The following is a 21,098-nucleotide window of genomic DNA, read 5'->3' on the forward strand; positions in this document are numbered from 1 at the left end:
CACGCGCAGGTCGAAGGTCTGCTGCCCGCGCCCTCCGCTGTCGCGGTTGGCGAAGGCGCTGCGCATGTTGTTGAGCACTGCGTTGTGGCGGCCGATGGGCTGGCCCACGATGAGGCCGCATGCATCTTCGAGTGTCTGGCGGATTTTTTCGCCGCCGGGCACTTCGCCGACGCCGGTGTTGCCGGCGCTGTCGGTCAGGATCAGCAGGTTGCGCGTAAAGAACGGGCCATGCGCACCGCTCAGGTTCATCAGCATGCTGTCATGGCCCGCGACGGGAACCACGCGCATGCCGGTGACGACAGGGGCAGCGGACAAAAGAGAGGAAGAAGGAGATGTCGTCATGTGCTCGAAAACGGTGATGAAGAAAGGTCCGCCGAGCGGACCTGTGGCTGTCAATCGGCGGTGATCTTGCGCGCCTCTATGAGCGTCTTCCAGCGCGCCCACTCCCGGGCCTGGAAGGCGGTGAACTCGGCCGGAGTGCTGGCGACGATCTCGAGGCCCTGCTCCACCATCCGCTGCTTCACCTCAGGGTCGTTGATGGCGGCGATGGCGGCAGCGGCCAGCTTGTCCTTGACGGCCGGCGGCAAGCCCTTCGGCGCCGCAAGCCCCTGCCAGGAATAGACCTCCGCCCCCTTCACTCCGGCCTCGGCCAGCGTCGGCACGTTGGGCAGGACGGGGGAGCGCTTGTCGCCGGTCACGGCGATGGCGTGGAGCTTGCCGGCCTTGATGTGCTGGAGCACGGCATTGACGTTCTGGAACGAGAAGTTCACCTGGTTGCCCAGCAGGTCGTTGATCGCAGGCGCGCCGCCCTTGTAGGGAATGTGGAGCCCCTCGGTCTGCGTCTGCTGCCAGAAGACCTCGGCGGACAGGTGGTCCGACGAACCATTGCCCGAACTCGCGAAACTCACCTTGCCGGGGCTCGCCTTCAGCTCGGCGATCACCTCGGCCACGGTCCGCGCCTTCTGCCCGGGGCTGGCCACCAGCACGTTGGGCGCCTGGACCGGGACGCTGATGTAGTCGAAATCCTTGGTCGCGTCGTACGGCACGCTCTTTTGCAGATGCGGCGTCACGACGAAGGCACCGAGCGAAGAGACCAGCAAGGTGTAGCCGTCCGGTGCCGCGCGCTTCACGAAACCGGCGCCGATCGTTCCCGTGGCGCCTGGCTTGTTGTCGACGAGAAAGGTCTGCCCGAGCTTGGTCTGCATCTGCAATGCCATCGCGCGTGCCACCATGTCGGTCGATCCGCCGGCCGGGAAAGGCACGACGATGGTCACCGGCTTTTCAGGCCAGTTCGTCCCTTGCGCGAAAGCGCCCACCGAAAGCGACCAGGCCAATGCAATCAAGAGCTTTTTCATGATGTCTCCGTTGGAATAGGTAAAGCGAGGATTACTGCGGGCCGAGAGCGTCGATGAGCGCCTTGAGCTTCTCCATCTCGGCAGGCTTCAGGTCGGTCAGCGGTGCGCGCACCGGGCCCGCGTCGTGGCCGACGATCTTGGCGCCGGCCTTGACGATGCTCACTGCATAGCCAGGCGTGATGTTGCGCAGCTCGAGGTAGGGCATGAAGAAGTTCTTCAGCAGGCGATGCTGGGTGGCCATGTCGTCGTCGCGCACGGCTTCATAGAACTGCACGGCGGTCTTTGGAATGAAGTTGAAGACCGCCGACGAATACACCGGCGTGCCCATGGCCTTGTAGGCCGCTGCATAGACTTCTGCCGTGGGCAGGCCGCCCAGGTAGGCAAAGCGGTCGCCCATCTTCTGGTAGATGGCAACCATGGCTTCGATGTCGCCGATGCCGTCCTTGAAGCCGACGAGGTTCGGGTTGCGTTCAGCCAGGCCGGCCAGCGTTTCGGGCTTGAGGCGGCTGGTGGCGCGGTTGTAGACGATGACGCCGAACTTCACGCTCTTGCAGACGGCCTCGACGTGCGCGGCCAGGCCTTCCTGGCCGGCTTCGGTCAGGTAGTGGGGCAGCAGCAAGATGCCGTGCGCGCCGGCCTTCTCGGCTTCTTGCGCGCACTGGATGGCAAAGCGCGTGGGGCCACCGGCGCCCGCGATGATCGGCACCACGCCGCGGCAGGTGTCGACCGCGGTCTTGATGATGCCGGGGTACTCGTCGCCCGTCAGCGAGAAGAACTCACCCGTGCCGCCGGCCGCGAACAGCGCGCTTGCGCCGTAGGGAGCAAGCCACTCGAGGCGCTTCTCGTAGCCGCTTTTGTTGAAGTCGCCGTTCGCGTCGAAGTCGGTCAACGGGAACGAGAGCAGGCCGGAGCCCATGATGGATTTGAGTTCTTGAGGGTTCATGAAGATGGCTCCAGACGGAGCGGAAATGTGCCTGACAGGAGAACCTCGCGCGGCGCAAGCCATGCGATCTACACGCTCCAATGTTAACGTTAACATTTGAGTTCTCTTTTGGGGTTAACCCCAACCTGCTTCGCGGGCGCAACGCGCGGCATTCAACTCTCGCTTTCACTGGGAAAGGATCCCCAAGCTGCCGGGTTTATCCGAATGAGCGATCAATTTGGTTGCGCTAACAATTCATTTTGTTAACGATAACTTCCCGCATGGGCTGCGGGCAACCAACAGGAGACAGGAATGAAGAAATTCACGATGCTCGCGGCTGCATCGGTCGTGGTCGCAGGATGCGGCGGTGGCGGGTCGAATGGATACGCTTTCCTTCCTGCCCCCGCTCCCCCTCCGCCAGCCCAGGCGACGGTGACCGACGACTGCGCCGCCCCGCCGAACGCTGCAGCTACCCCCTCGCCGGCAGCACTCCCGCTGGTCCTGCAGACGATCAAGGTCAATGGCGAGGACCGGCAGTACTACGAGTACGCGCCCCGTGAGGTCGCGTCCCTCCGCGATCAGGATGCTCGAGGTGTGGAGGTGGTCGTCTCGTTGCATCGGACGGGGCAATCCGCCGAGGACAACGCCCGCCTCACCGGCTGGCCCACGCTCGCGGAAGAGAAAGGCTTTATCGCCATCTTTCCGGTGGCCAAGCCAAGTGGCTGGAACACGGCCAAGGACACGACCCGATCCGACGATCATGCTTTCATCGTCGCAGCAGCGGCAGCCGTGCGTACGCGCTACGGGCTTCCATCGACGATGTCGACTTTCCTGACCGGCGCGGGGTCCGGCGGTGTCATGGCGCAAGAGCTCGCCATGCGCGAACTCGGGGTCATGGCCACCGGCGTCGCGTCGTTCGGCGCCGCCGCCGAACCGGCAACGCTCAATCTCGCCGCGGAAAGTCTGCCCAAGACCGCCATGGCCGTCTGGCAATTCCAGTGCGGCGCCGATCCATTTGCCAAGCAGATGGGCTTCTGGCGGCAGGCGAACGGAACGGACTCGCAGAACCAGCAGGTGGTGGGCGGCTTTCCGACAGCGACGGATTTCGTGAAGGACAACCCGGTCCAGCAGGTCAGGCTGTCACGGCTCGACCGCCCGGCGGAATCGGTCGCGATCTCCAGGCTGGTGTGGGAAGAGCTGTTCGGCAAGGTGGTGCGCTTCCCGGACAACAAGTCCTACAACGGAACGCTGCATGCGGAAAAAAGCATCGCGGACATGGGGCTCACCGAAACGATCAAGAGCCTGCGTCCCGGCGAGCCGCGGCGCTGGTTGACGTACGTCCCTCCGCAATATCAGAAGCTGGTTGCGGAAGGAAAGAAGCTCCCGCTCCTGTTCTCGTTTCACGGCCGCAACGGGTCCGCTCGCTTCCAGGCGCAGATCTCGGAGTGGCACGACGTGGCGCGCGACGCAGGCTTCATCGTGGTGTATCCGCATGGTCTCAAGGCGACCTGGACGACATCGATCGATGCGGACAATCCGGACGTCCAGTTCTTCCTCGACCTTCTCGCAGAGATGAAGAGCACCTACCAGATCGACGATGGCCGCGTCTTCCTGAATGGATCGTCGCAGGGCACCGCGCTCACAAACCGCATCGCGGTCCAGTACCCGCAGCTGTTCGCAGCCATCGCGCCTTGCTACTCGGGGCACCTCTCGGCCGCCAGCTATACGAACCCCATTGTGCGAACCGACATCGCGCTGCCGGTCTGGCAATGCCGAGGGGAGCAGGAGCTGCCGACGGAATTTCCCGGAGGCACGGCAGGCGAAACGGCCGCGAGGACGTTCTGGCGTGAAACCGTCAACCAGAACTTCTCCTCGCCAGCCATCGCGATCGACGGGCGGCGCACGACCGAGATCTGGAACAGCGGACGCGCGGAGTACCGCTGGCAGATCACCTCGGACATCGGCCATGCGTGGCATCCGGGCCAGGCCCGAAAGATGTGGGACGAGATGCTCAAGCGCTATCGACGCAACCCCGATGGCTCCTTGCAACACCTTTGAAGCCAGTAGACATCGGAGATCCATCATGAAGACAGTCCTGAATCACCGGCGCATCTTTCCTGCGCTCCTCGCATCCATGCTGGTGCTCGGCTGCGGCGGAAGCGACTCGCGCGGCGGCGGAGGGTTTTTGATCCCTGGCGGAGGTGGAGGCGGAGGCGGCAGCCCCGAGGGCCCACCGACGCAACCCGCAGCGCCGATCTTCAGGGCCGCGGGCCTGGTGTACGGCACGCCGGCCGCAACAACGGACGACAAGGGCAACGACACCGTGAGCATCCCGGTGCTCACGCAAAGCGGCGCAAGGAGCCTCTCGGTCGCCGTTCCCACTGCGAACACGGCCGCCCTCCTCGCCAACCTTGCGCCGGGCAACCTGGTGGACTGGATCCCCGGCAGCGATGCTGCCGCGGTGGCCGTTCCGGCCGACGCCACGCCAATCTTCAACGTCATCCTCGCAAAGGGCAAATCGACTGCCGCCCAGTTCAATCTGAAGAAGTACGGTGCGGCGGTCAGCCGGAACGACAACGCGCCGGGTCCCATGGTCGCGGCGGGCTGGGTCTACGACAAGACCAGCACCACCATCACGGTGGGCGACGGCCGCAACCTCACGGCGGATCAGGCCGGCCGGCCCTATGCGCAGCCGATCAGGCGCTACGAGGAGACCTATGCGGTCTCGCCCGACGTGAAGGTGTTCAACGTCAACACCGCCGACTATGCGAAGAGCGCCGTTTCCGACTTCGCTTCGATTCCGGTCACCGTCAGCTACGACTACGGCACCACATCGCGCCAGAGCGCCTATCTGCTTTTCGACAACAACTACCTCGCGGCCGATACGGCCAAGGTGGTCGCGATCTGGTACTTCACGCCGCAATCGACCACGGACGGCAAGCCGGTGTGGGACGTGCCCACGCTCAGCACCATGCTGGACGACAAGGGGAGCGATCCCGTCTCCGGCCAGCCCTACAACAAGATCAATGCGACCTCGCCCGCGTCGGCACCCTACTCCCGCAGCACCGAGCCCTTCGAGATGGTGAAGAACACGCTGTACTACGTGGGCGACAACGAAGTCGCCTCGTATCTGCTCAAGGCCGACATGGGCACGCCCAACGATCCGTCGGACGACAAGGTGATCAAGGTCGATGCCGGATGGCCCAACAGCGGCTACCAGTACTGGAGGAACATGGAGCTCGTCGGTGTCGATCCGCGATCGGTGACCGACATCTGGCTGACGCACGGACACAGTGACCATTACGGTACGGTCGTCGAGCAGCTCAGGATGATGGACAACGCCGGCAAGCCGATCGCGCTCTGGGCGTCGAAGGAAGATGCCGTGGGCGTCACATCCGACCTGCAGGGCAACACATGGAACATCACGGGGGCGCTGCCGGCCAGCGAGACCGTGATCCGTGAACGCATCTCCCATTCGTACGAATACGACAAGTGGTACGACTACGGCAACGTGAAGATCATGGTGATCTGGTCGCCGGGCCACACGCCGGGCAGCACCAACATGCTGTTCAAGGTAAAGAACCCGGACGACGGCAAGTTCTACATCTTTGGCTACCACGGGGGCTACGGCTTCAACGGCCTCAACAGCCCGACTCCCGCCAACGGCTGGCTGCGCCTGTCGTTCCAGCATGGCTTCAGCTATCTGCAGAACACGCTCGATGTGGACTTCGTGGCGCCGCAGCACACCAATCAGTTTCCCATCGTCGAGGTCTACCAGGCGCTGAAGGCCTACAACCGCGACCCGGCGAACGCGGCTGCCCCGCTGACCATGCTCGATGCGATGCGCTCGAAGGCGTTCGACTCGCCGGCCGTCGGCGGCGTGAACATCACGGGCGAGTTCTCCAATCAGCTGGAGAAGCGCCGCTCCGTGGTCTCCTACGCAGCGAGCGACGCCGCGAATGCGACGTACAAGAGCATCGAGACTTCGGGTCCCTTCAAGCCCGGGCGCGAAGCCGGCCTGACCTCCGTGTCGGCCAAGATCCTGGACGACGGGAAGATCATCCAGGGTTTCGTCGGCCCGCAGAACAAGAATCCGAAGCTCCCCCTGCTGGCGAACGGCATCACGACATCGACAGACCAGTACGTGAACGATCCGGGCGGGTACTATGTGCAGGTCGCCATCGATGTGCAGGACACGGTCTACAAGGGCTACATCCCCGATGGCTTCACGCAGTTCAGTCCGGGCCTGGGGGCCACCATCACCTACAAGGGCGGCCCCGTCGAGTCCGTCCATGCGGACAAAGGCACCTTCCATCCTCCGGAGTACCTGCGCACGCAGCGCCTGAGCTCGCTGGCCGATGCGCAGGCAGTGCTCGCGACCATCGCCAAGGGGCAGACGAAGACCATCTCGCTGACCCCGGCGAGCGAGATCGTCGTACCCGCCATCGTCACCCAGGCCTTCCAATGAGCCGAGGCCGCTGTGCGAGGAAGGCCGCTCGCCTCCTTCCGTCGGCCCTCGCGCTTTGCATCGCCGTCCTTGGTTCTTCCGCGGCCGCGCAATCGGATGATCCCGAAGCGCAATACGAGCTGGCACGGCGATACAGCAGCGGCGTCGGGGTACCGATGGACAGGGAACGTGCGCTCGAGCTCTTCACTTCGTCCGCCGCTCAGGGCTTTGCGAAGGCGGAATATGAACTCGCAAACCACTACCGCGGCCGAACCGGCCGGGCACTGGATCTGGACATGGCATCCAGCTATCTCGAACGGTCGGCGCGGCACGGGTACGTACCGGCCCAGGTCGACCTGGGCTTCGTCTACTTCAACGGAAGTGGCCGAACGCCCAAGGACGTCGCGAGATCGTTCCACTGGTTCAAGCGCGCCGCCGATGGCGGCGCGGTGATCGCGCAATGCATGGTGGCCGACTTCTACAAGGAGGGCCTGGGGGGCGTCGAGCGGAACCCTCGCGAAGCGTTCAGGTGGTACCGGCTGACCGCAACCCGGGCCGACCGATGCGCGGCGAAGTCTCAATACGAGCTGTACGCAAGCTATGCATCGGGCAGTGGCGTCCGCAGGGACCTGCCGACTGCCATGGACTGGCTGAAGCGCGCGGCGGAGGCCGGCAATCCCCAGGCGCAACGTACCCTGGGTTGGGCCTATGAGAACGGCATGGGTGCCCCGCGAGACCCGGTGCTCGCACGCATGTGGCTCAGGAAATCCCGCGAAGGGGTCGCGCCGCATGACGACCACGAGCACGAGGACGAACCCAAACCCGCGCATCTGCCTGGCCCGGCGCACGCCCATTGAGGCGCGCCAAGAGAGCCGCGGACCCTACGCGCTCGCCCGACGAACGATCGTGAAGCCCACATCGACGATCAGCTCAGGCGGACGCCGTCCTGCGGCTCGCTCGACGATGCAGTCGGCCGCGATCTGGCCGATGCGCCGCCCGTCGATCCGCACGGTGGTCAGCGCCGGGTCCAGGTCCGCCGCAAAGTTCAGGTCGCCGAAACCGACGACCGCGAGATCGGCGGGAACGCCGAGGCCGGCGGCACGCGCTTCGGTCAGCACGCCCAGCGCCAGCATGTCGGAGCTGCAGAAGACCCCGTCGACCGGCAGGTTGGACTGCAGGATCGAGCGCAGGGCACGCCGCCCGTCGCTGAGCTTGGTCGGCGCGGGGACGAGATGCACGATCGGGGCCGCGGCACCCTGTGCCTGTGCCATGGCAGTGAAAGCTTCCGCCCTGCGCACCGAACGAGGATCGTCACCGCCGATCAGGGCGAGCCGCCTTCGGCCCTTCTGGAGCAGGTATTCCGCAACGCTGCGGCCGACGGCCTCGTGCGAGAAGCCGACCAGCATGTCGATCGGATCGAGCGCCACATCCCAGGTTTCGACGATTGGAATGCCAGCCGCCAGGAGCCGCTGGCGTCCGAGCTCGCTGTGCACGACGCCGGTGAGCACGATGCCGTCGGGCCGACGCCCGATGATGTCGCGCACGAGGTCGTCCTCCGTCGAAGTGCTGTACCCGCTTTGCCCCACCATGAGTTGGTAGCCGTGCTGCTGGAGCCGGGAATTCAGCGCCTCGATGGTGTCCAGGAAGACGGGCCCCGACAGGGTCGGCACCACCGCCGACACCAGGCGTGTCTTGGCGGAGCGCAGCCCCCCTGCGCCGCGATTCGGCACGTAGCCCGTGGATGCGACGGCCGCCTGCACCTTGGCGAGCGTCTTGGCGTTGACCGAGCTGGGCGCATTGAAGACCCGCGACACCGTCATCGCCGACACGCCCGCAAGCTTGGCGACGTCCATCACGGTGACGCTCAGATGGCGAGGCTGCAAAGGACGATCTGTCATGGTTGGGAGCGGACTATAACGGCCGGGCCGGTGCCTTCCGAGCCCGCGCGGGAATCAGGTTAAGCTTTTCGCACCCCCTTGCCACCGTCCATGCCGGCTCCTTCGAACAAACAACCTGTCGCAGCAGGGCGTTCCGCGCCCTCGCCTCCGCCGCCACGCCGCGGAAGGGTCGCCGGCGGTATCACCCTGCTCGAAGTCGCTCGATTGGCAGGCGTCTCCGCGATGAGCGTGTCGCGCGCGCTGAACACACCCGAGCAGGTTTCGGCCGCCATCCTCGCAAAGGTTCGCGCAGCGGTCGAGTCGACGGGCTACGTCGCCAACCGGGTGGCAGGAAGCCTGGCCTCGCAGCGAAGCCGCCTGGTCGCGGCTGTCGTTCCTTCGATTGCGGGGCCGGTGTTCCAGGAAATGGTGCAGTCCCTCATCGCCGAACTCGCGGCCCGCGACCACCAGCTGATGCTGGGCCAAAGCGGCTATGGCACGCAGGAGGAGGACGCGCTGCTCGAAGCCATCATCGGCCGTCGGCCCGACGGCATCGTGCTGGGCGGTGTGGTGCCCTCTCCGGCCGGGCGGCGACGCCTCGTGACCTCGGGCATTCCGGTGGTGGAGACCTGGGACATGGTGCAGGACCCGATCGACATGCTGGTCGGCTTCTCGCACGAAGCCATCGCGACCGCCGTGGCCGCGTTCCTGATCGAGCGCGGCCGTCGTCGCCTGGGCTTCATCGGCGGCAATCACGAACGCGCGGCCCGGCGGGCCAGCGCTTTCGTCAACTCGGCGCTCCACGGCCCGGCGCGCGAGCGCGCGGTCGCTGCGCATGTCGAGACCGTGGTTGCACCGGCAACCGTCCGCAGCGGCCGCCAAGCGCTGGGCGAGATGCTGCGGCTCCAGCCCGAGACCGACGCCATCTTCTGCAGCTCGGACGTGCTGGCGCTCGGCGTGGTCACCGAGGCCGCGGCGCGCGGCCTGCGCGTGCCGCAGGACATCGCTGTGGTGGGCTTCGGCGACCTCGATTTCGCGGCGGACGTCTCGCCGTCGCTCACGACCGTGCGCATCGACAGCACGCGCATCGGCCAGCTCGCGGCCCGGTTCATCGTGAGCCGCAGCGAAGGCCTCGAGGTCGAAGAGGCGAAAGTCGATGTGGGCTTCTCCATCGTTTCCCGCGAGAGCGCCTAGATAGAAACCCGCACACGCTGGCCTGCATATGGTCGTACCATCGCTTTTGGTAGCGCTACCAAACAACAGAAAAGCCAGATGTCCACCCTCATCCGATCGATCGACTGCCTCCAGCTTCGATTGCCCTTCGACCACGGTGCGCCGGCGCCCCTGTTCGCCGGGCGCCCGAGGACCACGCTGGACAGCGGCCTCGTCCGCGTGGAGCTCGACAACGGCCTGGTCGGCTGGGGCGAGTCGTATGGCGCCGAACTCGACGCGCTGTCGGCGATCTTTCGCAGCCGGGTCGCTCCCCTCGCGACGGGCCGGGACGCGGCGGATCCCGCGCTCATGGCTTCGCTTGAACGCACGTTGCACAACATGGGCCGCTCGGGGCCGGTACTGCATGCGTTGAGCGGCCTCGACATTGCGATCTGGGACCTGAAAGCGAAGATCGCCGGCGTACCGCTGCATGTCCTGCTCGGCGGGGCAAGACGCACCCGCCTGCCCGCGTACGCGTCGCTGCTTCAGTACTACGGCGACACGGCGCTGGTGGCAAGGAATGTGGAGCGTGCGCTGGCGGCCGGCTTCGAACAGGTGAAGCTGCACGAGAAGACACCCCAGGCCGTGGCCGCCGCGCGCGGTGTGATGGGCCCGGACATGCCGCTGATGGTCGATGCGAACTGCGCCTGGACGGCCAGCGAGGCCGACGAGGTCGTGACCAGGATGGCAGCCTTCGACCTGCACTGGATCGAAGAGCCGCTCTGGCCGCCGGAGGACATGGAAGCACTTCGTGCGCTGCGCGTTCGAACCGGCGTGCCGACCGCAGCCGGCGAGAACGCCAGCAGCGTGCACGAGTTGAGCCTCGCGGCGAGAGCCCAGGCCGTCGACTACCTGCAGCCGAGCGCAATCAAATCGGGCGGCGTCACGACGCTGCTGCGGCTCTCGCGCGAGTGCGCGGGCAGCGCCGTGCATTGCGCACCGCAGTCGGCCTTCTTCGGCCCCGGTTTGCTGGCCACACTGCACGTGTTGGCCGCACAGGAGGACGAAGTGCATGTGGAGCGGCTCTTCTGCGATCTCGGCCTCACCCCCTACGGCGACACAGTGCCCTGCGTCGACGGCGCCTTTCAGTTGACGGACCGGCCCGGGCTGGGCGCCGACCCGGAACCAGCGCTGCTCGACAGCGGCTTCGTGCGCCGCATCTAGAACTTGTTTTGAGGAGACAGAGATGCTCATCCACAACAGGCGCTCGCTGATCCGCGGGGGCGCTGCGCTTTCCCTGGCCGCGTCGTTCGGCGCGGCGCGCTTCGCGCTCGCAGACACGAAGGCGGCGGTCCGCCTCATCGTGCCCTATCCTCCGGGTGCGGCCACGGACACACTCGGCCGCTTGATGGCGCAGGCATTGGAGCCCGCCGTCGCGGCCCCGGTGATTGTCGACAACCGAGGCGGTGCCGGTACGCAGATCGGCACGCGCGCGGTCGCCACGGCGGCGCCGGACGGCCGCACGCTCGGCTTCGTCGACACGGCGTTCGTGATCAACCCCGGGCTTTTCGGCAGCGCGTTGCCGTACGACACGGAGAAGGACTTCGCGCCAATATCCCTCATGGCATCGGCGCCGCTGGTGCTGATCGTGCACCGCGCGACTCCCGCCGCGACGCTGAAGGAATTCGTGGCCCTGTCCAAGGCAAAGCCGGGCAGTCTCAACTACGGATCCGCCGGCGTGGGCAGTGCGCCGCACCTGGCCGGCGAGCAGTTGCGCACGGCCGCTGCGATCGACATCAACCATGTGCCGTACCGCGGCGGCGGCACCGTACTGAACGACCTGCTCGCAGGCCATGTCCAGTTCGGGTTCACCACGGTCCCCACGATGATCGACCACATCCGCGCGGGCACGGTCCGCGCCCTGGCAGTCACCGGGGGGCAGCGGGCCACGCAACTGCCCGACACACCGACGATGCAGGAAGTCGGGCTGCCCAGCGTCGACGCCACGCCGATCTTCGGTTTGATCGGCCCGGCCAAACTGGCGCCGGACACCGTGTCCCGGCTGTCGTCCACCGCGGCACAGGCCGTGCGCGCAGGTCCGCTGCACCAGAAGCTCATCGAGCTCGGCTTCGTGCCCGTCGGCAGCACCGCCGGGGAATTCAGAACCCGCATCCGGCAGGAGATCGAGAAGTGGGGCGCCGTCGTGAAAGCCGGCAACATCAAGCCCAATGCCTGAGACGACGCCCGCAAGCCCCCATGCCGCCACACGTTTCCCTGCGGCGGCCAAGCTGCTGCGCTCCGCGGAACAGCAGGCGGCCTACGAGCTGATCGAACGGCGGCGCGGCCGGGTGCCGGCCCCCTACCTGCCACTGCTGGGAAGCCCGCGAATCGCCGATCTGCTGGAGCAACTCTCGACCGAGCTTTGGACCGGCACGCTGCCGCAGCGAGTGCTCGAGGCCGTCTTTCTGATGACGGCGCACAGGCACCAATGCCGCCACCAATGGGAGGCTCACGCAACGAAGGCATTGTCGGCCGGACTTTCGTTGGAGATGGTTGAAGCGATCGCGGCCGGCAAGATTCCGGAGGATGGCGGATCGGTGGAAGCAGCGGGCCGGTTCTTCCTGGCACTCACCGAACGCCACAGCGTCGCGGACGAGGTGTTCGAGCAGGTGCAGAGGCATTTCGGAGTACGCGGCGTAGCCGAACTGATCGCGTTCTGCGGGCTGGCCGGAACCGTCGCCCTGCTCTTGAATGTGCAGATGCCTCACGCGCCGGCCGGTCCACCGCAAGAACGGGAAATCGACTCCGACTTGAAGCGGCGGGGAATTGGTCAGCCAGAAGATCCAAGCCGCTTGGCCAGATGAGCGACGAATGTTCAAAGCTCCTATCAGCTGAGCTGGGCCCTTACCGAAGACGATACCGGAGATGCTGTTGGCCGCGCCGCTGAAACTGCCTCCGAGCGTCACGGCATTGGCAATCGCCATGGTGCCGCTGAGTGCCAGTGCTCCGCTGGCCGCATTGACGAAGATGCCGCCGCTGAATTGAATGTGCTGGCGCCATTGAGCGCCAAGATGCCGCTGCCGGCCTTGATCAACCCCGCGCTGCCGGCGATGGCGGAGTCGACGGTCGCCGTCACGTTCGGATTGGCGGTGATGGTCGGTGTCCCGCCGAGGGTGAGCGTCGAACCTACTAGGATCGGTCTGTTCGCTGATGCAGCCTCGTCGCGACGCGAGCGTGCGCCGAACAGTCGGACGGGCCGCTCTTATGAACGACCTGCGTCGAGTAGGCCTCGACCGCGCGGCCCAGCTCTTCACGGAGTGTCAGGGGGCTGGCCTCCGGGCCCAGGGTCGGCAGCCAGTGCGACAACCAGCCATAGCTGATCACCTGGATCATGCGACCGGCCACGGCGGCCTTCTTCGGCGCAACGCCTGACGCCTGACGCCTGCAGCCCCTGCGCCCACATGGCCGACAGGGCCTCGTGGTGCTTGGAGAACGCGTCGCGTCGAAACCTTCCGCTCCAGCTCGTAGAGCGCACTCCAGACATCGCTCCCTGCGCTTCGCCGCCTCACTGGGCGCAACGTCTCATGTGCCGGTGGTGAGCGTCAGAAACGTGGGGCGCCCCTCAGATATCCGGTCACCAGCCGGGCCCCTTCGTCGATGAGCGCTCGCATCCGGTCTACGTTCAGCTCTTTGGAGTGGTGCAGCACCGCGTTGTGCGTCAATGCCTCGATGGCGGTCACGCATATGAATGATGCGAGCTCGAGATCGTCGACGCCGAGTTGGTCTCGAGTGCCTTCCAGGTAAGCGCTGAAAAGACTGAAGTTCTCTCGGCTGAAGGAATGGATCTTTTCGAGCTTTCCAACGCGCGGAATCTGCTCTGCAAGCACTCTATGCAGTTGCGGATCGATTCGATGCGCCTCCACCGCGACTGAGACGAACCTGTGCACGGCTTCTTCAAGCGGCTCGTTCGAGACCTCCGCCAGCTCGCGGCGGACCTTTTGCATGAGCTGCTGCTGGTGGCGCTCTATCACCGCGGCGACAAGTGCCTCCTTGCTGGGAAAGTATTGATAGAGCGAGCCGATGCTCACGCCCGCAACTTCGGCAATGCGGTTTGTGCTCGCCTTGTCGAAGCCATCCTTCACCAGAATGCGAGCAGTTGCCTCGACGAGGGTATCGACAGTCGCGCGCGACCTCTCCTGGATCGCGATTTTCCTGGGCCTGGTGATCGGTTTTTTTGCCACTTTTCAATGCCGTCAATGCGAGTAGAAAAAGCGAATGATCGCTCATATTCTCGGAAGACACGGAAGCGCGAAGCAAGCATTCTGCATGCGAACCCCATGAACCATCTCAGGAGATTTGCGAAATGAACGATACATTGCATCGCCTCTTCACCTACAAGGCTTGGGCCAACGACGAGCTATTGGCGGCGCTCTCTGGCCTTGGCGACAACTCACCGGTCACTGCCTTGGCCGTCAAGGCGTTAAGCCACACGTATGTGGTCGACCGCATCTTTGCCGCGCACCTCAGGCGGGCAACTCACGCGTACCCCTCGGCGAACTTGAGCGAGATGCCAAGGCTCGAGGCCCTGGCCGCGGATCTCAAGCAAAGCGACAAGGAATACATCGACTATGTATCGACGCTTGATCTTCCGGAACTGGCGGAAACAATCGATTTCGCGTTCACTGACGGTGCGCCGGGGCGCATGTCTCGCGAGGAAATGCTCATGCACGTCGTCACGCATGGAACGGGACATCGCGGGCAGGTCAGCGCAGTGATGCTGCTCAATTCAATTCCCTCGGCCAGGGATGGCTTCGCAACCTATCTGCATGAGGCGGAAGCCGCGACGAGAAGGCGGTCTACTCGATGATCGACGTCCGGAATCGCCCAGGGCTGCCATTGCTCAGAGAGCCCGCAGCCAACGGCGCGCTTTAAGCCAAGAGGAAACAGACAGCGAAGGCTGCTTCGGAGCAAGACCGATGACCGCTTGGCGCCCCAGGGCTAAACCGCTCGCGCGGCAGCCCACCGCACAGTCTGTGATTTAGCAAATATTGCGCCCCTGTCTATGTTGGGAACCGAGGCAATCGGCCTCGTTCTTCGACAGGATCACGATCATGATCCCTTCCCCACCGGCTGTTTCAGCGCTTCGCCAGCGCTTGCCCGCTGCCGACCGAATCTTGCCTGCTGCTTCGCGCCAAAGTCAGCCGCCCTCCATCGCGATCAAACCAGAGCCGCAGAACTCCCCTGAATCAGTTCGCCAATCAGATCCACCATCAACCTGACACGAGGCGAGCGACGAACGTCGGGGTGCACGACGCACCATATTTCTCGCAGCATGTGTCGGTCTGCGCCTGGAACTTCGATCAGAGCGTCGTCGGTGCGTGCCAGAAACGAAGGAAGCATAGCGAGTCCCATCCCGGCTCGGCATGCTTGGTGCACCGCTGCAAGATCGTTGCTGCGCAGGACGAAAGGTCGCTCACCGGCGATGCGCGCGAGCAACTGCTGGTGAGGCACTTCGTTTAACGCATCGCCGTAGCCGACAAAGCTCCATTCCGACTCGGCCCGTGAGAGCCAGGTCGGTGCCCCGTAAAGGCGAAAGCTCAGTTCGCCCAGCTTGCGTGCGGCCAATCCAGGCTCGTCCGGTCGCATGAAGCGAAGCGATAGATCCGCTTCGCGGCGATGTAGGTTGGCCGTTCGAACCTCCCCGACGAGATCCAGGTCGATGCCCTTCCATCGGTCAGCGATGCCGGCGAGGTGAGGTACAAGGAACTGGCTCACAAACACTGGCGGCGCGGATATGCGGACTGTTCCGTGCAGGCTCGTGGCCGATGTGGCTGCACGGGTGAATGCCAAAGCTTCGAGCTCGAGACGCTCCGCCGGCGCGACTAGCGCCTCTCCTTCGCTCGTCAATGTCCAGCTCCTCTGAAGCCGGTCGAACAAGCGCACGCCGAGGCTCGCCTCCAGCGCGCCGACACGCCGCGCGACGGTGGAGTGCTCGACTTTCAGTGCTCGCGCGGCGCTGGACAAGCTCCCTTCGCGAGCCACCGCCAGGAAAAAGCGCACGTCGTCCAATGCAGACGAGGCCTGCGCTGAGGGAATATGTTGATCGGGTAATTTGTGCACAGCAGATGCGAAGAAATCTGGAATAGGCATGAGGTCGCCTGGCCCCTAGCATCGCCCGCTTCATTCGCTCACAGGGATCTCGACATGACCTCGGTTTCACACATCATTCCATACGGCCCTCCCCTGTCGCTCGACGTTGCGCGGAAGATTGCCTCCGCCGCAGAGTCCGAAGCGAAGGCGAACGGCTGGCCCATGGTTATTGCCGTCATGGACAGCGGTTCCAACCTGGTCGTCTTGCACAAGATGGATCAAGCCCAGACTGGAAGCGTCACGATTGCGCAGGCAAAGGCGGAGAGCGCCGTGCGGTTCAAGCGCCCGACCAAGGTGTTCGAGGAAGCGCTGACGACAGGTGGCATCAATCTGAGACTACTGGCGACGGACGGTGCATGTCCGCTCGAGGGAGGACTCCCGCTGATGGTGGGGGGCCAGTTGGTTGGAGCGATCGGTGTTTCTGGCATGCAATCGACACAGGACGCGCAGGTCGCCGCCGTCGGCGCCAAGGCGATGGCAGACGCTGGTTGACTCGCCCGGCGCTGAGGGCGTACACCCACCAAAGACGTTGACACGGGAAGCGCTCGCGTCACCGATGCTGCTTCCCGAAGTATGCGGTGCCGCTTAGCGGCATGCCATCGTCAACCGGCCGCAATTGAACATATTCATGTCGGCAGGGCTTATGGGCGAGTCGAGACTCGCCGGCTGCGATACATCAGATGCAGCAGCGCTGCCGCGGCTAATATTGCCCCGATGGTGAACAGGATTTCGTTGCCCACACGAGCCCTTTGTCTGGTTACCGCATCTTGACCGTCCGCCGGCAGGATGGCCAAAACGAATTCGGACGCAAGGCCCGAAGGCCGGTTCGGGCCGGCTGAAGCCGGTCGCGACACAATCCCGAGCGGGCCCTGAGCAGTCCGTGGAAACTTCGTCAAACGATCACTCGTTCGAAGCTTCATGGTTACGCCGGCAAATCCGCCAAGCTACCCGTCGGAGCTCATTCGCAGAGCTTGATCCAGCGTTCGAGCCGGCCCGTTAGGCCAGAAGTGTTGAGTCGGCCGATCGAGCCTTCCATATCTTCGGTGCCTTCGCTCTGGCATAGCAGCACAACCTCTTCACGCGCGTCGCCCGTCCCGAAGAAACCTTCACGATCAAGTTGTTCCATCGCGGCAATGCAAGCCTCGAAGAGGCCTGCGTGCAGCACGTCGAATTCAACGTCGCAAGGCAAGTCGCTGCGATGGCATGGCAGGATCATGCGGTAAGCGATATCGAGGAACTCGCCGCCCTCCGCGTAGGGCCACTCTGCAAAGCACCAGACCTCGCTTTCATCGTCCATGTCGCCCCGGGGCGCCCAAAGCGAGATTGCTCGCAGCATGCACGATGGTCATCGCACCGTCATCGCTGCCAAGCGCGAAAAGGCGGATGGTCCCGTCAGGATGGGCCGCCCGGATCGCTTGGAAGGCACGGCGAGCACCTTCGCGAATCTCTGCGGTGAGCAAGGGGAAGTCGATGCGGGCCGGATCGTGTACGCCTTGGCGCAGCCGCTTGTAGCCCTGCGCCTCGATCTCGTTGCCGCGCTGCGCAAGGGCATCCTTTGCGGCTTGGGGACTTGCGAACTCGGAGACCATGGAGCGTCCCATGGTCTTCACCTTGCCGTTCGCGGCCCACAGCGAACTGCCGAATTGGCGCAGTTCGTGAAAGTCCGTCGGCACCTCATTGTCAAACCGGTAGAACAGTGACCAAGTCATCGGCAGGAAACTCCTTCTGGGGGCGCAATGTCACCCTCTTGTTGAGGGCTTTTCAAGCGGCTTCTTTCAGCCGAATTTTGCCGGTGCGGCGAAGGACAGGTCGTGGCTGACTGGAGGCCGCGCGCGGACTGTCGCGCCGAGAGAAAAAACGGGCGCTCAGAAGCTGGCATGGCGGACAGCGTTGTTTCCCGGACCGTTTAAACGCTAAAACGCAGCGAACTCCCACACATGCTCTTTGCCACGCAGCGCTACAAACTTTTTTAGCCGCTCTAGGTCTGCACATTGGTCTGGATCCAGACCTTCGTGCTGGCCGCCGAGGACATGATTCAGCGCTTCGGGCGTCACTCGAACGACCACCAAGTCCTCCAGCAATACGACAGGGTCCCCTTGGTTCCACTTCACCGCGTCGCCACACAGAACCGAGAAATCCAGCGAATCCATTACGTCCATGTCGACCACTGTCAGATCGTCCAGCGCATCTGCTCCGTCTTCACCCAACGGTTTCAGTCGCTCAGGGTTTTCTTCGTGGATGAATGTGATGCCAATCATGGTTGCTGTGTTCCGCTCGTCGTGTGAAGAGGAAGTATCACTTGGCAGTGTGACGAGCGACCACGCCTGATCACATTGTGCTGGCTCGGCAAATGACCGGTCCTGGCCGCGTGGTGCTTTCTGCGTTGACCGTACAGTTCGTCCACATTTACTTCGCGGGCGCTCCATAGCGATCATCGAGGCGATGAAGCCAAGCTTCGCGAAGAACCGGCGGCGCCTCCTCTTCCGGCCCGAAGCACCCAGGTGATGTTCGGTCCGACCCGACAAGGCGCTCGACGAGTGCCTGCCCGATGCCTCGCCGCCGGTGCGACTCGGCTACCACCACCCATGGACACGTACCCGTGGCAATCCCATCGGTGATCGCGCGAGCGAAACCGACGATTTGGTCAGCACCCGAGCCAAGCCGCGCATCATGTCGATGTGCTCAGCTGCAGTGTCCTTGAACCAACTCAGCGCCACCTTCTTCGCATGCGGCTTGGATGAGCGAGTGAAGCTCACGGGCTTGCGGAGATTTTTTCGGAACCAGTCACGAAGCTCGTAGTACCGCTCAACTTCGTGCTCCAGGAGCAATCCTTGTGTCTCGAGTTCTCCGAGGGCCTGAAACAAACCTTGCCTTCGTCCGGAATCGATGTCGTTGCTGTGGATTGCAAAGCGAATGAACATTTCGATGAACCTGGTGCCCGCGCCGAACGACCGATCTCGGCCGGAGACCGAAGTGCAATACTAGGCCTCAGCAACAGCCGCGATGGAAATCTTCAGGCCCGGAATTCGTGCAGGCAGCTTCGCTCCCTGCCGCGCAGGCGGATTGGATGGGAACCACCTGAGCCACTCCTCGTTCATGCCCACAAAGTCATCCTCGTCAGCGAGGACGACGGTGAAGCTCACCGCCTTGTCCATGGAGCTACCCGCTTCCTCAAGAATCGCTTGCACGTTGGTCAGGCACTGTCGAGTTTGTTCCTGGATTGTGCTGCCCACTAACGCACCGGTGACGACGTCCGCTGGCGAGGTGCCGGAAACGAAAACGAGGCCAGCGGCTTTGACGGCCTGACTGTATGTCTGCGGTGGCTTGGCAGCCTTCGATGTGAAAACAATATGACGAGCCATTTGTTTCTCCGGCAAAAAGGGGTGTTTCCCAATCAGCCGTCGACAACGAGAGACGGCTTCTGGCCGATTGTTGACGCGCTGCGGGTTGGCGTGCACGCACCTTCTTGGTCGAACGTCCAATCGAGGGGATGCGTTGGAGCGGCCCCACGATGTTCGCTCCTGGCCGAAAACAGGCCGAACCGCCGCGACCCTTTCGAAGCGCGGCCAGCGTCAGCGTTTAGCGGGGCACGCCTGTTGGTCGATCATGCCCGGGGCCTCCGGCGCTTCACCTAAGAACGTAGCTCGCCAGCACACTCTGCACCTCGTAGATGCTGAGCTTCTTGTTGAATTGCTTCTGAATCGGAGTGGCCGTTCCTGAGATCCAGATCTTGAGCTCAGCGTCGAGATCGAAGGTACCAGCTGTCTCGACGCTGAAGTGCGTGATGCTTTTGTAGGGAATGGAGTGATATTCAATCTTGCTGCCGGTGATGCCTTGCTTGTCCACCAAGACGAAACGCTTGTCGGTAAACACGAGGTAATCGCGGATGAGCTGGTAGGCATGCTCAACCACTTCCCCATTCGCCAAGATCTGGTGGAACTCCTGCTGGATCTTTGCCGGATCGATCTTGGACGCGTTGCCAAGCATCCCATCAAGTAGTCCCATGGCTGCTTCTTTCGAGATTGTTGATGTCCGCTGTCGGAGGTTCAAAGCCCCTACCGCCATCCATTTCGCGGCAAGGCACCTCCAGGTGCCGTTTTACCTTCATGCCTGGAACCGCTCAGCGGAAGGGAACGCTGCGGTACGGGCTGCGGGCGTCGCTCAACAGCATGCGGTTCGTGCGTAATAGATGTTCCTCGCGCGCGTCTGAATACCGCCAGATCAGGCCGGCGGCAATGTACGCGGCACTCACCTGCGACCAATCGGCATAGGCCTCGCGCACCTGCGAGTTCAACGCACCCGCGAAACTTGTGAATTCTTCGCGCCCAATGAAGCCGAGCTGCACAGCCCAACGCGACAGGCTCGCCAGCCTCACGGCATCCCATGCGACCAGGTTCGAGATCTGGGGCGGCGAAACCTTGAAGTGCTTGCGCAGCGCATCGACCCAGCTCTGGCTGCCCATCGTCAGTTGGCTAAGTTCCGATACCGGCCGCCCGCTGTCCGCCGACAGTGCGCGATAGTCCAGACTCTTGCGCGCCTTGATCTGGAAGAACGCCGGAAAACAAGCCTCCATGACCAGCCGCAGCACGGCCGGCGTGCTTTGGGTCGCTGCATCGATCGCACCGACGGCCTGCCATGTGGAAAGGTAGCTTGAACGCTGCCCCTCGGCGGCAAGCCAGTGGGCCATTTGTTCGAAGCTTTCGCGGTCGTGCACGTTCCAGACTTCGGAGATGCCCTCGCGCAGCGACTCATCGTCCTTCCCGGTGGCAAGCGCATTCAAATGGTCGCCGTTGAACGCTGACAGAGGCGCGCTCAGCGTGACCAGCCACCGCTCTTCGGCGGTGAGCGATTCTTCGGTGCCGAAGTTGAGCTTTTCGTTGTCGAGCAGCGCGTGCCCGAGGGTGTCCCTGATGCCCATCGATTCCCCTCCAGGTTTTATGACCGTATTGCCCCTGATCGATGCTGGTCGATCCAGCGGCGGAGGCGATCTTAAACCGCGATGGTGGGCGCCTGAACTGTCGCCTTGCTGCACCTCGCGTTGTGCACCTGCCCGACCTCGCAGCGTGCGCACGCGAAGATTCACCCTTGGCCCAGACCTGAAACAGCACACAGCACGCAGCACACAGCACACAGCGCTTGGCGTCTTCGGCCGGTGCTCTGCAGTGCCTGACGAGGCTCGTACCGCACGCTCCCTT

At 63.8% G+C, this 21,098-nt stretch carries 22 protein-coding genes and 1 pseudogene; 9 read left to right on the top strand and 14 right to left on the bottom strand.

Annotated elements, in window-relative coordinates; all coding sequences use genetic code 11:
* From gudD to kdgD, 3 genes and pseudogenes are all read right to left on the bottom strand, one after another.
* A pseudogene (gene gudD, locus J2X67_RS26390) lies at positions 1–342 on the bottom strand (glucarate dehydratase); the annotation flags it as partial.
* 50 nt (positions 343–392) lie between these two features.
* Positions 393–1,355, bottom strand: a complete 963-nt coding sequence (locus tag J2X67_RS26395) for a tripartite tricarboxylate transporter substrate binding protein (protein ID WP_309957911.1) — start codon at positions 1,353–1,355, stop codon at positions 393–395.
* A gap of 31 nt (positions 1,356–1,386) precedes the next feature.
* A complete protein-coding gene (gene kdgD / locus J2X67_RS26400) occupies positions 1,387–2,298 on the bottom strand; it encodes a 5-dehydro-4-deoxyglucarate dehydratase (RefSeq protein WP_309957912.1) in 912 nt (303 codons plus the stop codon).
* 291 nt (positions 2,299–2,589) lie between these two features.
* On the opposite strand from kdgD, the gene J2X67_RS26405 reads away from it, so the two are divergent.
* The 3 genes from J2X67_RS26405 to J2X67_RS26415 are packed head-to-tail and all read left to right on the top strand — an operon-like array spanning position 2,590 to position 7,581.
* On the top strand, positions 2,590–4,335 hold the full coding sequence (locus tag J2X67_RS26405; RefSeq protein WP_309957914.1) for a PHB depolymerase family esterase: 1,746 nt from the start codon (positions 2,590–2,592) through the stop codon (positions 4,333–4,335).
* Between the two features lie 25 nt (positions 4,336–4,360).
* Entirely contained in the window at positions 4,361–6,745 is a 2,385-nt protein-coding gene (locus tag J2X67_RS26410) for an MBL fold metallo-hydrolase (RefSeq protein ID WP_309957916.1), read from the top strand.
* Complete coding sequence (locus J2X67_RS26415) at positions 6,742–7,581, top strand: hypothetical protein (RefSeq protein WP_309957918.1); 840 nt, start codon at positions 6,742–6,744, stop codon at positions 7,579–7,581. Before J2X67_RS26410 ends, J2X67_RS26415 begins: the two co-directional genes overlap by 4 nt.
* Before the next feature lie 24 nt (positions 7,582–7,605).
* Here J2X67_RS26415 and J2X67_RS26420 read toward each other — a convergent pair whose 3' ends face one another.
* Positions 7,606–8,622: a LacI family DNA-binding transcriptional regulator gene (locus J2X67_RS26420; protein WP_309957919.1), complete on the bottom strand. Its 1,017-nt coding sequence runs from the start codon at positions 8,620–8,622 to the stop codon at positions 7,606–7,608.
* Positions 8,623–8,712: 90 nt separating this feature from the next.
* On the opposite strand from J2X67_RS26420, the gene J2X67_RS26425 reads away from it, so the two are divergent.
* The 4 genes from J2X67_RS26425 (at position 8,713) to J2X67_RS26440 (ending at position 12,617) form a co-directional block, all read left to right on the top strand.
* Positions 8,713–9,795 (top strand): LacI family DNA-binding transcriptional regulator, encoded by a 1,083-nt coding sequence (locus J2X67_RS26425; RefSeq protein ID WP_309957921.1) that lies wholly within the window; start codon positions 8,713–8,715, stop codon positions 9,793–9,795.
* Positions 9,796–9,873: 78 nt separating this feature from the next.
* Positions 9,874–10,977, top strand: a complete 1,104-nt coding sequence (locus J2X67_RS26430; RefSeq protein WP_309957923.1) for a mandelate racemase/muconate lactonizing enzyme family protein — start codon at positions 9,874–9,876, stop codon at positions 10,975–10,977.
* 22 nt (positions 10,978–10,999) lie between these two features.
* Positions 11,000–11,989 (top strand): tripartite tricarboxylate transporter substrate binding protein, encoded by a 990-nt coding sequence (locus tag J2X67_RS26435; protein ID WP_309957924.1) that lies wholly within the window; start codon positions 11,000–11,002, stop codon positions 11,987–11,989.
* Positions 11,982–12,617: a carboxymuconolactone decarboxylase family protein gene (locus J2X67_RS26440; protein ID WP_309957925.1), complete on the top strand. Its 636-nt coding sequence runs from the start codon at positions 11,982–11,984 to the stop codon at positions 12,615–12,617. The genes J2X67_RS26435 and J2X67_RS26440 overlap by 8 nt, the downstream gene beginning before the upstream one ends.
* Positions 12,618–13,355: 738 nt before the next feature.
* Here the strand turns inward: J2X67_RS26440 and J2X67_RS26445 are convergent.
* Complete coding sequence (locus tag J2X67_RS26445; RefSeq protein ID WP_309957926.1) at positions 13,356–13,994, bottom strand: TetR/AcrR family transcriptional regulator; 639 nt, start codon at positions 13,992–13,994, stop codon at positions 13,356–13,358.
* A gap of 122 nt (positions 13,995–14,116) precedes the next feature.
* Here J2X67_RS26445 and J2X67_RS26450 point away from each other — a divergent pair, with 122 nt between their 5' ends.
* On the top strand, positions 14,117–14,620 hold the full coding sequence (locus J2X67_RS26450; protein WP_281147533.1) for a DinB family protein: 504 nt from the start codon (positions 14,117–14,119) through the stop codon (positions 14,618–14,620).
* Positions 14,621–14,970: 350 nt separating this feature from the next.
* Here the strand turns inward: J2X67_RS26450 and J2X67_RS26455 are convergent, their stop codons facing one another.
* A complete protein-coding gene (locus tag J2X67_RS26455; protein ID WP_309957927.1) occupies positions 14,971–15,903 on the bottom strand; it encodes a LysR family transcriptional regulator in 933 nt (310 codons plus the stop codon).
* Between the two features lie 54 nt (positions 15,904–15,957).
* On the opposite strand from J2X67_RS26455, the gene J2X67_RS26460 reads away from it, so the two are divergent.
* The gene (locus J2X67_RS26460) at positions 15,958–16,395 is read left to right on the top strand and encodes a heme-binding protein (protein WP_281147535.1); all 438 of its coding nucleotides are present in this window, start codon (positions 15,958–15,960) and stop codon (positions 16,393–16,395) included.
* A 466-nt stretch (positions 16,396–16,861) separates the two neighbouring features.
* Here the strand turns inward: J2X67_RS26460 and J2X67_RS26465 are convergent, their stop codons facing one another.
* The 8 genes from J2X67_RS26465 to J2X67_RS26500 form a co-directional block, all read right to left on the bottom strand.
* Positions 16,862–17,200: a DUF4303 domain-containing protein gene (locus J2X67_RS26465; RefSeq protein WP_309957928.1), complete on the bottom strand. Its 339-nt coding sequence runs from the start codon at positions 17,198–17,200 to the stop codon at positions 16,862–16,864.
* Positions 17,190–17,612 (bottom strand): hypothetical protein, encoded by a 423-nt coding sequence (locus J2X67_RS26470; protein ID WP_309957929.1) that lies wholly within the window; start codon positions 17,610–17,612, stop codon positions 17,190–17,192. The genes J2X67_RS26465 and J2X67_RS26470 overlap by 11 nt, the downstream gene beginning before the upstream one ends.
* A gap of 204 nt (positions 17,613–17,816) precedes the next feature.
* Complete coding sequence (locus tag J2X67_RS26475) at positions 17,817–18,161, bottom strand: hypothetical protein (RefSeq protein ID WP_309957930.1); 345 nt, start codon at positions 18,159–18,161, stop codon at positions 17,817–17,819.
* Positions 18,162–18,309: 148 nt separating this feature from the next.
* On the bottom strand, positions 18,310–18,543 hold the full coding sequence (locus tag J2X67_RS26480) for a GNAT family N-acetyltransferase (protein ID WP_309957949.1): 234 nt from the start codon (positions 18,541–18,543) through the stop codon (positions 18,310–18,312).
* Positions 18,477–18,824, bottom strand: a complete 348-nt coding sequence (locus J2X67_RS26485) for a hypothetical protein (protein WP_309957932.1) — start codon at positions 18,822–18,824, stop codon at positions 18,477–18,479. The genes J2X67_RS26480 and J2X67_RS26485 overlap by 67 nt, the downstream gene beginning before the upstream one ends.
* A 60-nt stretch (positions 18,825–18,884) precedes the next feature.
* The gene (locus J2X67_RS26490) at positions 18,885–19,361 is read right to left on the bottom strand and encodes a Rid family hydrolase (protein ID WP_309957933.1); all 477 of its coding nucleotides are present in this window, start codon (positions 19,359–19,361) and stop codon (positions 18,885–18,887) included.
* A 169-nt stretch (positions 19,362–19,530) separates the two neighbouring features.
* Entirely contained in the window at positions 19,531–19,908 is a 378-nt protein-coding gene (locus J2X67_RS26495) for a PH domain-containing protein (protein ID WP_281147539.1), read from the bottom strand.
* A 115-nt stretch (positions 19,909–20,023) separates the two neighbouring features.
* Positions 20,024–20,974, bottom strand: coding sequence for a DUF1266 domain-containing protein (locus tag J2X67_RS26500; protein ID WP_309957934.1), 951 nt, complete (start codon positions 20,972–20,974; stop codon positions 20,024–20,026).
* Between the last annotated feature and the right edge of the window lie 124 nt (positions 20,975–21,098).

The sequence above is a fragment of the Variovorax sp. 3319 genome, from assembly GCF_031456585.1.
In the GTDB taxonomy this organism is placed as follows: Bacteria; Pseudomonadota; Gammaproteobacteria; order Burkholderiales; family Burkholderiaceae_C; genus Variovorax; species Variovorax paradoxus_P.

What these genes read in the sequence shown, in the direction of transcription:
- J2X67_RS26395 (WP_309957911.1), bottom strand. Translation starts at nt 1,355, where the DNA reads ATGAAAAAGCTCTTGATTGCATTGGCCTGGTCGCTTTCGGTGGGCGCT.
- kdgD (WP_309957912.1), bottom strand. Translation starts at nt 2,298, where the DNA reads ATGAACCCTCAAGAACTCAAATCCATCATGGGCTCCGGCCTGCTCTCG.
- J2X67_RS26405 (WP_309957914.1), top strand. Translation starts at nt 2,590, where the DNA reads ATGAAGAAATTCACGATGCTCGCGGCTGCATCGGTCGTGGTCGCAGGA.
- J2X67_RS26410 (WP_309957916.1), top strand. Translation starts at nt 4,361, where the DNA reads ATGAAGACAGTCCTGAATCACCGGCGCATCTTTCCTGCGCTCCTCGCA.
- J2X67_RS26415 (WP_309957918.1), top strand. Translation starts at nt 6,742, where the DNA reads ATGAGCCGAGGCCGCTGTGCGAGGAAGGCCGCTCGCCTCCTTCCGTCG.
- J2X67_RS26420 (WP_309957919.1), bottom strand. Translation starts at nt 8,622, where the DNA reads ATGACAGATCGTCCTTTGCAGCCTCGCCATCTGAGCGTCACCGTGATG.
- J2X67_RS26425 (WP_309957921.1), top strand. Translation starts at nt 8,713, where the DNA reads ATGCCGGCTCCTTCGAACAAACAACCTGTCGCAGCAGGGCGTTCCGCG.
- J2X67_RS26430 (WP_309957923.1), top strand. Translation starts at nt 9,874, where the DNA reads ATGTCCACCCTCATCCGATCGATCGACTGCCTCCAGCTTCGATTGCCC.
- J2X67_RS26435 (WP_309957924.1), top strand. Translation starts at nt 11,000, where the DNA reads ATGCTCATCCACAACAGGCGCTCGCTGATCCGCGGGGGCGCTGCGCTT.
- J2X67_RS26440 (WP_309957925.1), top strand. Translation starts at nt 11,982, where the DNA reads ATGCCTGAGACGACGCCCGCAAGCCCCCATGCCGCCACACGTTTCCCT.
- J2X67_RS26450 (WP_281147533.1), top strand. Translation starts at nt 14,117, where the DNA reads ATGAACGATACATTGCATCGCCTCTTCACCTACAAGGCTTGGGCCAAC.
- J2X67_RS26455 (WP_309957927.1), bottom strand. Translation starts at nt 15,903, where the DNA reads ATGCCTATTCCAGATTTCTTCGCATCTGCTGTGCACAAATTACCCGAT.
- J2X67_RS26460 (WP_281147535.1), top strand. Translation starts at nt 15,958, where the DNA reads ATGACCTCGGTTTCACACATCATTCCATACGGCCCTCCCCTGTCGCTC.
- J2X67_RS26465 (WP_309957928.1), bottom strand. Translation starts at nt 17,200, where the DNA reads ATGGACGATGAAAGCGAGGTCTGGTGCTTTGCAGAGTGGCCCTACGCG.
- J2X67_RS26470 (WP_309957929.1), bottom strand. Translation starts at nt 17,612, where the DNA reads ATGACTTGGTCACTGTTCTACCGGTTTGACAATGAGGTGCCGACGGAC.
- J2X67_RS26475 (WP_309957930.1), bottom strand. Translation starts at nt 18,161, where the DNA reads ATGATTGGCATCACATTCATCCACGAAGAAAACCCTGAGCGACTGAAA.
- J2X67_RS26485 (WP_309957932.1), bottom strand. Translation starts at nt 18,824, where the DNA reads ATGTTCATTCGCTTTGCAATCCACAGCAACGACATCGATTCCGGACGA.
- J2X67_RS26495 (WP_281147539.1), bottom strand. Translation starts at nt 19,908, where the DNA reads ATGGGACTACTTGATGGGATGCTTGGCAACGCGTCCAAGATCGATCCG.